The following is a 13,215-nucleotide window of genomic DNA, read 5'->3' as shown; positions in this document are numbered from 1 at the left end:
TGCTCTAGAATATTTAAGGCACTTGAAAGTGGAGGGCGTGTCGCCTGTGGTTTCCCAGGCGTTTATACCGCCCGTCCGAGTCGCTCTACATCTCCGCCATAAATGGACGGAGTTTTGAGCCTCCCGCGCTATCCTATAATCCATTTTCCCCTAGCTGTAGGGACCCAAAATGTGCGATTCGTTTCTAGGTGAAGAAAATTGCGGTGGTGCGAATCGATCTCATCAATTGTCCATTGTCCTTTGTCAATTATCAATTAAAAACATTATCCCTTATAAAACTCAACTGTTCTGCCTGCTAAATCGGCAACTTTGGCGATCGCCTGTTCTCGATCGGATTCGCTCATGGCAATAAAACTATTAGCCAGATCGATCTTTTCTTGTAGTTGGGGCAAATCGTCAAAACCGACCACTAAAACGCTAACGGGCATCGACCAAGCAAAATTGATTGCATCGGCAACTGTAACGCGGTCGGGTACTATTTTGGGGTTGCTACCGTGTCTTCCGTGGGTCGAACCGCCAAAAAAGCCACCATTGGCTAAAGATTTCATGCCGATAATGCCAAGGTTGCGCTGCACTAATTCGGGCATTACTTGTTTGATAAAACTAGAATAACTGGGATCTGCCAGATTGACGGGCATTTGACAAGTATCAAATATATCCGACTCTGCCAAAACTTTAAGGTGTGCTGACGGTTGTCTGTGTCCAGTAAAGCCGATATGTCTTACTTTTCCTGATGCTTTGGCTTCTGCCATTACTTCAAAAACTCCGTTGGCAATGCGGTTGCTAACATCTCCAGGATTTTCTACCGTGTGAACTTGCCACAAGTCAAGATAATCGGTATTCAATCTTCTCAAAGAATCTTCTAGGGCGCGACGAGCATCTCTAGCATTAGTGGCAGAGGTTTTAGTCATTAGATAGACATCATCGCGATATTGGGGAACGAGTAATTTACCCATTAGGGCTTCGCTACCTCCTGATTGATACATTTGGGCGGTATCAAAAAAACGGATTCCTCCCTCTAGTGCCATTTCAATCGCTGCTTGTGCCTCTCTCTCGCCAAATCTGCCTAAATGCCATCCCCCCAAGCCCAACATAGTTACGGCTTCTCCCGTGCGTCCCAAACTTCTTTGGGGTAACAGTTTTCCCAGACGATCTGAATTGGTGGCTTCGCCTTTTGCTTGACCTTGGGCTTTGGCTTGGGTGGATAAAATCGTTCCTGCGGTAAAACCTGCCAACCATTTCAGTAACGCACGACGTTCCATATCGATCTTGTTAAATTAGTTTTTTTGTTATTGTAAGGCGATCGGTAAATATCATGAGTGAATTTTAAGCTTATATATATATCGATCCTCTTTTATGTTGTGTAGCCCAATGAATTGTCATAGATAATTGTGAATTGGTTTTTAATTTCCCGATAATAAAACTTAAGTTATATTTTGTGTTCAATTGTGTTTAGTAAATATATTAGTTTGACTGTTGGTTTGGGAATATTGGCAACAGTTTTGGCAGGAATCATCCAATGGTTAGATATATCTGCGGGAAGCTTAGTTGATTGGATAATTGGCATTGCTTCTTTTTGGTGGTTATTGGCAATTGTTACTATTCCCTGGAATGTTTATTTTGATGCTTGTGAAACTCTAAATGAGGCTAATCGTTCTCAAGAAAAAGAGATTAAAGTCGATCTCAAACAACTTAAGTATGTTGGCAAAATAGCTCGTTGGTCGATTATTGTTGCCATTACTCTACATTTAGTTTCTGCTCTTGCTTTATATTTATTGGCTGCTAATGGTATCAGTAATGTGGGTTATGTCAGTTCTGGATTAACTTTGCTTTTGACTATTTTGCGTCCAGCCATTCGCGGTTATCAGTATTTAAACCAAAGATTATTAACTATTAAACAAGAAGTTAAAATTCCTCGCGAAGATGCGATCGAGCTCGATCGGAAAGTAAAATCTCTTCAAGCAAGAATTAAGGTATTAGAAGATTTATTAGATCTAAAAAATTCTGATTCTTTAATTGCCAGACAACAACAAGCAGTCCAAGAAAATCGCCATCAAATAGCATTGCAAAAAGCATTATTAGAAGAAGATAGAGCCAAAAATATTGTAGAACACGAACGACTTTCCCAAGAAGCTATAGCTGCTGTTTCTCAATTAAGCGAAGACAGTCAATTTTTAAGTCATGTCAGAGAAATTATTCGTTTTGTTAAAACAGCGTGAGTAGAAAATATTGGATTCTCCAAGCCACCCAGTCTATCTACTAAGTCTGCATAAATAATTTGGTTCAATCGTATTCAATTCTAGATCGCGATCGCACTGAGAAGAAATGACCAAAGCTAGGTTAAGAATTGTAGATTTAAAAAATATTGATCGATGAGTAGAAAGAAATCTGGTTTGGGATGTCTTCCTCTTATGGGCATAGCAATCGCATTGTTAGTTGGGGGGCGTTATTTATCCCGCCAGGTAATTGGCAAGGAATTGACTCCCTCTGATGCTGCTGAAGTGATTAGCGACAAAGCTATGTTTGCTGCTTTTGTGGAAACTGACTTAGAACAATGGTCGAAAATTACAGAGTTAGGTAATAGTAAAAGTCAACAGTTAATTGCAGGGCAAATTGAAAAGTTTAAAACGGAAATAGACCTAGAATCGGCAGATTTTAGCTATCAAAAAGATATTCAACCCTGGTTAGATGGGGCGATGTTTGCTTCTATTCCTGGAGATGGAGGTATATCCGATCCTGAAATGTTGGTAGTTTTGGGAGTGAAAAATAAACTTAAAGCCTATAAGTTTCTCAAGAAAATTGAAGCAGAAACAGAGTTAGTAGAAAGTAAATATAAAGGAGTCAAGATTACTGAGGCTAAGGGTGGTAAAGAAGATACAATTTCTGCCTTGATTGGTAACAGATTGCTATTAGCAGAAGAAAGAGACATTATCGAACAGGCGATCGATACTTATAAAGATAAAGAAGATAAGTCTCTGGCAGATAATCAGCAAATTTTGAAGCAGAAAATAGATACGGGAGATAGTCTAACCAAAGTTTATATTCCTAACTATGGCAAGTTAATTGCCGATGCGATCGCCCAAGATCCACAAATCCCCGCAGCCTCGGCTGAATTATTATCTGTCTTAAACTCCGTAGATTCAATAGTGATGGGTTTTGGGGTAGAGAAGCAAGGATTGCGTTTCCAGTCGGTGACTCAATTTAATTCTGACGAACTTACCGCTCATTTTAAAGCCAATCCAAGCAAGATCCTCAAACGTTTGCCCGATAATGCGATCGCCGTAGTAAATGGCAACGGAATTAATGTCTTTTGGGAACAGTTTGTCGCTCAAATAAAACAGCATCGGGATACTAGTCGCTATTTTAATCTGGCTAAATTAGGTACTCGTCAGACAGCCAATCTAGATTTAGAAACAGATATTTTTAACTGGATGGATGGAGAATTTGCGATCGCTCTAACGGATAGCCCGAAATCCTCTAATCCTCAATTCAATTTGGGTTTGAGTGGGGGAATTATTCTCGAAACTAGTCAACCAAACAAAGCAAAAGAAACCATCGGGAAATTAGAAAATAGCTTGCAAAAAAATCTGGCTGTTGTTCCCCAACAAAAGAAAATCAACCAACAAACCACTACTCAATGGCGCGTCAATGGAACATCGGGGGGAATAAATTATGGCTGGTTGGATAAAAATCATTTGTTGTTTGCTTGGGATGATTCTACCTTTGAATCCTTTAGCGAATCGGGCAAAAAACCTCTGGCTAAAAATAAGAGCTTCCAAGCCATGACCAAACAATTGCCCAAGAAAAATGCAGGCTATCTATATATTGATGTGGCTCAAATTATGCAGGCGACGGAAAACTTCCCCCTAGCAAAATCCGCTTCAGAAGCCGAAATAGCAATGGCTTTACTCAATTCTATAGAAGCGGTAGGCTCTACGGTAACTATGCCCGATTCCTCTACCAGCCAACAAGACCTATTTATTATGTTTAAAGATAATTAAAACTGACTGCCACAGACAAATAGTTTTTTTAGTGGCAAAATCGATTTGCCCACTAATTTCTTACAATATACAAAAACATAGAAAAATAATAAATTTAAGAAATTTAAAACTTATTGGCGTTTTTGTGGCGAGATGACTTAATGACTAGCAAACCTCCTTCTCATGGTAACAATTCCCGATCTCCCATGAGCAAAGCTGTTACCCAAGCCGTACAAAAGTTTCAGGCAAAGGTAAACTTTAACCCTAGCAATTTCAAAGCAGGCGATCGAACTCCCGAATTACGTATCAAAGAAGCTAATGGCAAAGAACAAGTTTATCCCTTAGCAGGCGATCGCTATACTTTAGGGCGTAGCTCTCGTTGTGACATTAGCATCCGCAACCCCGTTGTTAGTCAAACCCATTTAATTCTTAAACGAAACCGTAAAAAACCTCGTTCTTTTATCATTCAAGACGAGAAATCTACTAACGGCATTTATCGAGGTAAGCGTCGTTATAAAACCTTCTCCCTCTTTCACGGGGAAAGTTTTACTATAGGTCCTCCAGAGTTAGTGGCAGGAGTGACGGTAAGCTATTACAATCCTCCTCCATTGTGGCTTTATGTAATTCGTTATGCCCTCTATGGTATGGCGGGAATGTTGGCTTTACTGTTGCTTGTTTTAAGTATTGAATGGTTAAAAGTACCCGTCTATCCAATTCCCCAAGAATCTACTTTGCCAGTAGTGGTTTATGCCAGGGACAACGAAACTACGATCAATCCTACCGCCCGTAACAATACCCATCGGGAATTAAAAAAACTTGCCGATTTTTCCCCTTATTTACCCAATGCCGTAATTGCTTCGGAAGACAGTCGTTTCTATTGGCATTTTGGAGTCGATCCCATTGGCGTAACCAGAGCAGTCTTAATTAACCTTACTTCTGCTGAATTGCGTCAAGGGGCGAGTACTTTAACCCAACAACTAGCTCGTAGTTTGTTTCCCGAAGTGGGGCGAGAAAATACCGCAGGGCGGAAAATTCGGGAAATGATTGTAGCCCTAAAACTAGAATTTTTCTACAGTAAGAACTTTATTCTTAAAACCTATTTGAATCGAGTTTATTTAGGGATTGGTAGCTATGGTTTTGAAGATGCCGCCCAATTTTACTTTGAAAAATCTGCCGCCGATCTCGATCTTTCTGAAGCAGCCAGCCTCGTGGCTATCTTACCCGCACCCAATCTCTACAATCCCGTCAAAGACTATGAAACTGCCGTTGGCTTACGCAACCGTATTATCGATCGCATGGTGAAATTAGGCATGGTAGAAGAAGCAGAAGCAGATCGAGCCAGGCGATCGCGCATTGAAGTTAGCCCCAAAGCCCGTCAAACCTTCTCTAACACCGTCGCTCCCTATTTTTACAGCTATGTCTTAAACGAATTAGAAGCATTATTAGGTTCGGATGTAGCCCAGGAAGGAAACTTTATTGTCGAAACGGGTTTAGACCCCAGATTGCAACAAGAAGCAGAATCAGCCCTAGAATATTCCATTAGTAATGATGGCGATCGCTTTGGCTTTTCTCAAGGGGCAGTAGTCACCCTCGATAGTCGTAACGGCAATATACTGGCTTTGGCAGGTGGAGTGAATTTTAATAGCAGTCAATTTAATCGAGTAGTCCAAGCAAAAAGACAGCCAGGATCGACTTTTAAAGTCTTTGCCTATGCCGCAGCCTTAGAAGAAGGTATCGATCCAGATACGGAATATTCTTGCGACTCTTTAACCTGGAAAGGGCAACAATATCGAGGTTGCGAGCGCAGTAGTGGGGACATTGATATGTATCGGGGGTTAGCCCAATCGGAAAACGTAACTGTCCTTAGAGTAGCCCAAGAAGTAGGTTTAAAAAAGGTTATTGATGTAGCTCAACGTTTGGGGGTCAAGTCTCCTTTAATTGAAGCACCTGGTTTGGTCATCGGACAGAGCGAAACTACCGTTTTAGAGATGACTGGAGCTTATGCCACCATTGCCAATGATGGTATTTGGAATAAACCCCACGCCATCAATCGCGTCTTAGATGGTAGTGACTGCAAAGAATCGGGAAACCAAGATACTTGTCGAGAAGTATATGTTTTTGAAGATGACGAAGAAACCTTCCGCGATGTAATGCAGCCAGAGATTACCGACAAGCTTACCGAAATGCTCCGAGAAGCCGTCGCAGAAGGTACGGGAAAAGGAGCATATATCGATAAAGGAGAAGCAGGAAAAACAGGTACTACGGATAAAAATGTCGATCTTTGGTTTATCGGCTACGCTCCCATCAAAGATTATGACTACGTTACGGGAGTCTGGCTCGGTAATGACGATAATTCACCCACCAGAGGCAGTAGTTACCAAGCTTCAACTCTTTGGGGCAGATATATGAAACAAGTTCTGGAGAACAGTTAGACTAGTTAACCCGTTAAGCTACCGATTATCCATTATTTTTTACTTACTGCGCTTTTCACATGGGTAGACCACATAATTAAACTTTAAAAACTAAGAACTAAGAACTAAAAACTAAAAACTACGAATAGTAAATTTTCCCAGAGAGCTATTCAACTGAAAACGGATGTAAGTTTCCGAGCGAGACATCATTATAAGCAAAATTAAACTGTGACTAGCTACGCGATCGCCAAAATTGTTGAACACAATATTCTTGAAGACAGATGACAAAAATATGGGGTTCGTTTTAAGGTGAAATATTAATTAAACTAAGACCAAACTCAAAATAAAACAGTGGTACCTTTAAAAGACGAGAATCCGATTAAAATTACCCCTTACATAACTTATCTCTTAATCGCAGCTAATATTTTAGCTTTTGTTTATGAATTGAGTTTAAATCCCAGTCAGTTAAATGTATTTTTTCATTTATTTGCGATCGTTCCTCAGGAATTAACCGCCAGCTTTAATGGTGTTGCTATTAATCAAGGAGTACCAGAATTAGCGACTCTAATTACTTCTCAGTTTCTTCACGCTGGTTTTACTCATATTGCTTTTAATATGCTATTTCTGTATATTTTTGGCAACAATATTGAAGAGCAACTAGGAAGTGTTAAATATTTGTTTTTTTATCTAGCTTGTGGCGTATTAGCGGGTTTATCCCAATGGTTCTTTTCCGCCATGTCTGTCGTTCCTTCTTTGGGGGCAAGTGGCGCGATCGCGGGAGTTATGGGAGCATATATTTTAAAGTTTCCCCAAGCTAAAATTGTCACTGTAGTTCCCTTGGGATTTTTCTTTCCCTTATTTAGAATACCTGCTGTTTACTTCTTGGGCTTCTGGTTCTTACAACAAGCCTTCAATGGTGTTGCTTCTTTTGAAGTACAGGCTAGCGTCGGCATGGAAAGAGGCGGTGTGGCTTATTGGGCTCACGCAGGAGGTTTTATTTTTGGAGCAATTTTAGCACCAATGTTGGGGCTGTTTTCTCAAGATGAGGTTCAATATTAAATATTCAACCTTCCAAAGTAATTACTGTAACTTCGGGAGGACAGTTAAAACGTCCTGGAAGATACGTACCCAAACCACGATTGACGTAAAGCTGATTTTTGCCTACCTGATGCCAGCCTTCCGACCAATTCCAATGTTTTACTACTTTGGCACAATCTTTAATATAGGGTAGATAGTTACGTATAGATTTGGGGATGCGTTTTCTGATTTTGGGTAATATGGCAGCTACTGGACCATAATTGGGCAGCACAATTTGTCCACCATGAGTATGCCCTGAAAGTTGCAGATCGATACGGTATTGCTGAAGCGCGCTAGCAGAGTCGGGATTATGGGATAAGACAATGCAGGGAATATCAGCCGGAATTTGGGCAAATACTGGTGCTGGTTTAAATTCCCTCGACCAAAAATCTGGTAAACCCGCGATCGCTAGCTCGTTTCCCAAAGGATAGACAACTTCATTCCAAAGTATCTTTAGCTCTATTTTAGTCAAAGCTTCGATGATTTTTGCTTTTGCCGTACTAGGAATAAGATCGTGATTGCCCAAACAGCCATAGACCCCATACTTACTTTGGAGGTTCTTTAAATGTCTTGCTAAATCGTCGATTGGTGCGGGGTTATCGGTCACAAAATCCCCCGTAATCATCACTAAATCAGGGTTTTCTGCATTACTAATCGCGATCGCCTGTTTGAGGGTAGCTTCACTTAAACGTATCCCATCATAGTGTAAGTCTGATAGCTGAACGATTTTTGTTCCAGACATTTTAGGAGACAAATTTTTGATGGCGATCGCAATTCTTTCTACTTTAATTGCTTCAGTTATCATAATATTGATTAACTAGGTATGAAGTTGTATTAACAAATTCAAAGTAACAACAGCAATAGACTATAGCAAAAAGCTCTGATTCTTATCTGTTACGATAATTTATTCCCCGAACGAAGCGATCGCAGCGACAGTTTTAAATTTAAGATATTAGTAATTAGTTTAGGGATCGAAAGCATCGCTAAAAGCTTCTTTGATCCCTTTAGTTGATGAGGGTAAACTATCCGCCAAACTATCATCCTCTTTTTCAATCGACAAAGCTATTTCACCACCTTTTCTCGTTCCCGCTCTAGTAAAAATAAACCCCGCATCCCCAAACTCTTGTCCGTAGCCTGCGATCGTTTTGGGGGATAATCCCAGTAACTTTGCCAATTCTGATGTAGAAAGCAGCCAGCCATTTTGATAGGCTTCTTCTAGATCCCGTAGATAAGCTAGAGGGCTTTGGCGATTGGGAATAAGTCTTTGAACCACAGTTTCAATGACCCCCACTAATGCTGAAGCATTAAGAGCGATGCTTGGTTCTCTTAAGGGAGTGGTTTCCGTTACTGGATCGACTTTTAAAGCATTGCTGGTCGTAGTAACGATTTGGTTGTTTGAGGCTGGTTTATTGTCCTTCATAGATACGTCTTAGAAGAAACTGCACTTTATTAATACATTGGATTTAGCAGATGACAATAGTTAAATCATACTTTGTTTGTGAAAAGATTTAATCAAAAAAATAACGCGAAACAAATTATCTGAATTTGGGTAATCTTAAGATTGAAAAGAGTAAATAGATTCCATCGATCTATAGTCATCACAGAATATCAAAGTCCCAGTGCTTACTTAAACTCAAACACAAAATCCCCGTTCTACAAGGCAACAAAATGATTGAGAATTCGCTTCTAGAACACGAAAATACATGAAAGTGCGCTTCTTTAAAAAATCGCTCGTCGCATCTGCGCCCATTGAATCATTACTACCAAATCTAAAAACCTTCTTAAATTAGTCGTATAAATTTTCAAGTTTGGCTTACCTATCAAAATACAAGATGGCACTCCCGATAGGTAAGTTTTTTCATCGATCAACAGAATATACGCGATTCTTCCCCGTTTGTTTGGCACGGTATAGTTCTATGTCCGCTGCCTCAATCAAGTTTTCCAAACTACTCATTGATTTGGTTAATGCTGATAAGCCAATTGAAACTGTAATAGATCGCAACAACTCAGGATGAGATTGAGGCGTACAAGAAAAAGCAATTCCTTGGCATATACGATGTGCGAGATTGTAAGCTTCTTTTATATTTGAATTAACTAAAATAACAAATTCCTCACCGCCATATCTGGCAACCAGATCGTAGGTTCTGGTAATGCGCTTTAATTCCATCGCAAAATAGCGTAATGCAGCGTTCCCCGCTTCATGACCGTAATTGTCGTTATAAGCTTTAAAATCATCCAAATCTAAGATCATCAAACTCAAGGGTAATTGATTTCTTTTTGCCTCCAGAAACTTTTGCTCTCCAGCCTGAGTAAAATAAGCATAATTGTAAAGTCCAGTCAGTCGATCTCGAAAAGCGCGACGGCGCAGACGAGTTATTTCTTTTCGTTCTGACTGCCAAAACAAAGCCAAAGATATTCCCAACACTATAATAAAAACAATCTTGGCTAAATCTTTAAAACTCTCAACTGCACCAGAGTTCCAAGCTAGATTAGCCACGAGCAAAAACTCTGTTAGAGCAAATAGCAAAATTCCCAACAAGAAAAAACCAATCGCTTTCTTTTGCAGAGAAAACTTGAGTCGAACCCACATCGATAACCCAAAAATAGCGATAACAATAGAAATGAAAATATTAGCTACTTCAACATAGCTAGCTACAAGTTCGGGAGATAACATAAATCATAAGCCATTGCTCCAAGGCAATCGCAATAGAGGATAGATAAAAATAAATTATGACTCTATGGTAAAAGAAAATATATAGTACAAGAATATTAAATTATTTTTTACCCCATACTACAAAAAATCTGGTCGATTATCGAATAATAAAAAGGAGAAGAAATAACACAATTCTGTCAGCAACTGCTAGCAAACAATCTGCTTTATATGCTTGATCAATCCGCAACACGGATAACGCTGACGCATCCCCAGTAATTTGAAAGCCACTAAATTTGCTATTGAGATTGTTAAAAGAAACTTTATTAAGATCATCGACTAGATTTTGATCTAGAAAGTCACCGTAATCGTGTTTTTAGAAAAAAAGGAAAATCAAGATTTAATAGTTAGTAAAGTTAGACAAGAAGTGGAAAGAACGAGTCGTACCTCGTCCCATCTGAGGAGGAATCGACCAACAATTTTCCAAACCATCGCTACCAATAATCGCTCTAATTTGTTGTTGAAGTTTGGCTCAAGAATTGCGAGATAGAGCTTAAGCTTTGATGGCTGATAGTAAAGATACAGCAGTTTTCATCTAAGTCAGGTACAGAATAGATCGTTTTAAGACGCAAAGGACATTCGTGTGTCCGCATGCAGGCAGGGGGCAGCCCTAAAGGACTAGTTGCGGCTAACTAAACGCCTTACTTTCGGTCGAGGCAGAAGTTAGATGTACCTCAGTAAACTGAAAAACGCTGTATCTTGGCAATGGATGAAAGTAACGGTAATTGTAACCAACGTTTCGATGCTTTGGGGGTTGAGTCGATGGAGGATATTACTCCTCGCACCTCTCAGTTAGATCTAGACGTGCAACTTTCGTGGCATCTAGCTCCCGACTTGGTTAGAGCTTTGTTCTCTTTTGCCCATGTGTACATAATGGTGACAAGTTCTATGGATCGCCGATAAATTACTTCTATTCCAATTTTGATGATTTCCATCAATATGGTGAAGTTCTACGTTATCTCCAAAGAAATTTAATCCGCAATGTACGCATTTGTGATTCTGCCTTCTGATTTGTCTGGCTAACGCACCGTCGTAGAGCTTTGAATTTCTCTTGCTCCAGTATGCTATATCTCCATCGTAGGGGGATTTATCCCCTGCTACGTTAACAAATCTGTTTTCGGAGTAGGGTACTGCTGGAAAAGCGGTTTGAATAAGTTGACTTACTGTCTCTTTATTGTTCTTCTTTTCCTTGTTGAATACTTTGTAAGCTCTGTCTCTCATAGCACTGAGTTTGAATTTTTCACCTTCCAGACAGCAGTATCGATGGTAGTTTCTCCACCCTCTTACTATTGGGGCTAGCTTACAAGCCTTCTCTTTTGAACCACAGTTAGAGTTGTTGACGATTTCTTTGACTTTCTCTCTGAACGATTCGTAGTTTTCCTTTGATGGATAACTTCTGAATTTTCCGTTTTTTTGGACGACCATATGCCATCCTAAGAAATCAAATCCATCTGTTGAGGCGACTATTTTTGTTTTTTCCGCATTTAGCTCCATTCCTCGTTCGTTTAGGAATTTCTCGATATTTTCTAAAATTTCCTGTAGATTGTGTTCGGGTTTAACGATTATTACTAGGTCATCCGCATATCTGATTGTTATAGGATTTTTACCTTTACTAATCTTACTTTTGGAATATCCTATTTCCGTTACCCTTTCAATCCCGTTGAGGGCGATGTTAGCTAAAAGTGGGCTAAATACTCCACCTTGGGGTGTTCCTTGTTCGGGAAATTTTGGGTTTACTCCTGCTTTTAATGCTCTCTGTATACCTATTCTTATTTCCTTTGGGGCGATAAGCTCCTTGATGATAGCTTCATGGCTTATTCTGTCAAAGCAGCTTTTTATGTCTAATTCTATGACTTTTTTCTTCAGTCCATTGGCATTACTACTTAGTCTGTTGAACACTTGCTTTTGGGCATCGTGTGCAGACCTTCCAGTTCTAAAGCCGTAGCTTCCTTCGTGGAATGTTGCTTCGTGGGCTGGTTCTAAAGCCTGTTTGATTAGGCACTGCCATGCTCTATCTGATATTGTGGGAACTTTTAGAGTACGGGTTTTCCCGTTCTTTTTTGGGATTTTTATTTCCCTTAACCCTTGATGTCTCCATTTGGTTGCATTTTTGGCTAAGTTCTCTTCGAGTTCAAATCTTTGCTTGAAATCAAGTGCTACTATGCCGTCTATTCCTGCTGTCTTTCTCCCTTCATTGAGTTGGGTTACTTGTCTAATGGCAAGATATCTTGCACCTCTGGAGCGAATAATTAGCTTCTGGAGTTTTATAGCCTTTGCCATGTCTCCTTCTCTAACGGCTTTGTATATCCTTCTTTGGAGGCGGAATAAATCTACCTGGAATTTCTTCCAGGGTAGATTTTCCCAAGACTCACTATTAAATTTTGATTTAATGTGTATAGCCATTCGCTCTACTCGATTGAATATATTTTTCCAAGCCTTGACCCAATTACGGGTCATCCTACCCGACTGTGAGGTTTCCGCATCTCGTCATGCCTACTCAGGTTTCTTACCCCTAAGACTCACTAGTCGTTTTTATTCGTTCCTTTATCGAGATTGTTTGTGACCTTAGACCGAACCACTTTGCCCGTTAACTACCCATGTCCTTTGCATATGATGAAACAATGTCTATGCGGGTATTTTTACGCTAACGAAGTCGGGATTTTTGTTTGTACATTTCCCGCTCATGGTTAGGACACTTTTCTAGGTTCTGTTTGGTCATAGTCACTCCTTGTTAGCGGCAGTGTAGAGTTATGTACACCTCTTCTGATTCCGCCCTGTTACCAGCTTCAGCCTGTAGATTTCCGAGTCTACTCACTGTGGTCAGATAAAGAGTCACCTCTGGACTTGAGGGGTGGGGCTTTCACCCACATCCTGATAAAAGTTATTCAGTTGGTCGGCTTCCCGTACATTTTACGGTTCGGTAATCCGCATATTCTTTGGTTAACTTGTGTTAGTCATTTTTGTATCCAACTGAACGATAGTCATACCCTTCTAGTTGCTAGAAGCTCCTACTACCAACGAATCGCACTATTTCCAC

General features: G+C 40.1%; 9 protein-coding genes. 4 read left to right on the top strand and 5 right to left on the bottom strand.

Features of this window, described 5'->3' with window-relative positions; genetic code table 11:
- Positions 1-263: 263 nt before the first annotated feature.
- On the bottom strand, positions 264-1,262 hold the full coding sequence (locus tag AC33VI_RS20570) for an aldo/keto reductase (RefSeq protein WP_491784131.1): 999 nt from the start codon (positions 1,260-1,262) through the stop codon (positions 264-266).
- Positions 1,263-1,448: 186 nt separating this feature from the next.
- Between AC33VI_RS20570 and AC33VI_RS20565 the strand changes: the two genes are divergently transcribed.
- From AC33VI_RS20565 to AC33VI_RS20550, 4 genes are all read left to right on the top strand, one after another.
- Positions 1,449-2,219, top strand: coding sequence for a hypothetical protein (locus tag AC33VI_RS20565; RefSeq protein WP_491784130.1), 771 nt, complete (start codon positions 1,449-1,451; stop codon positions 2,217-2,219).
- 153 nt (positions 2,220-2,372) lie between these two features.
- Positions 2,373-4,001: a DUF3352 domain-containing protein gene (locus tag AC33VI_RS20560; protein ID WP_491784129.1), complete on the top strand. Its 1,629-nt coding sequence runs from the start codon at positions 2,373-2,375 to the stop codon at positions 3,999-4,001.
- 140 nt (positions 4,002-4,141) lie between these two features.
- Positions 4,142-6,412 (top strand): transglycosylase domain-containing protein, encoded by a 2,271-nt coding sequence (locus tag AC33VI_RS20555; RefSeq protein ID WP_491784128.1) that lies wholly within the window; start codon positions 4,142-4,144, stop codon positions 6,410-6,412.
- Positions 6,413-6,742: 330 nt separating this feature from the next.
- Entirely contained in the window at positions 6,743-7,450 is a 708-nt protein-coding gene (locus AC33VI_RS20550) for a rhomboid family intramembrane serine protease (protein WP_491784127.1), read from the top strand.
- A 4-nt stretch (positions 7,451-7,454) separates the two neighbouring features.
- Here the strand turns inward: AC33VI_RS20550 and AC33VI_RS20545 are convergent, their stop codons facing one another.
- The 4 genes from AC33VI_RS20545 to ltrA form a co-directional block, all read right to left on the bottom strand.
- Complete coding sequence (locus tag AC33VI_RS20545) at positions 7,455-8,273, bottom strand: metallophosphoesterase (protein WP_491784126.1); 819 nt, start codon at positions 8,271-8,273, stop codon at positions 7,455-7,457.
- Positions 8,274-8,432: 159 nt separating this feature from the next.
- On the bottom strand, positions 8,433-8,888 hold the full coding sequence (locus AC33VI_RS20540; protein WP_491784125.1) for a hypothetical protein: 456 nt from the start codon (positions 8,886-8,888) through the stop codon (positions 8,433-8,435).
- Positions 8,889-9,326: 438 nt separating this feature from the next.
- Positions 9,327-10,142, bottom strand: coding sequence for a GGDEF domain-containing protein (locus AC33VI_RS20535; RefSeq protein WP_491784124.1), 816 nt, complete (start codon positions 10,140-10,142; stop codon positions 9,327-9,329).
- A gap of 858 nt (positions 10,143-11,000) precedes the next feature.
- A complete protein-coding gene (gene ltrA / locus AC33VI_RS20530; protein WP_491784123.1) occupies positions 11,001-12,581 on the bottom strand; it encodes a group II intron reverse transcriptase/maturase in 1,581 nt (526 codons plus the stop codon).
- Positions 12,582-13,215 lie beyond the last annotated feature (634 nt).

The sequence above is a fragment of the Waterburya sp. genome, assembly GCF_058530065.1.
This window is presented reverse-complemented; position numbering and strand designations above follow the sequence as displayed.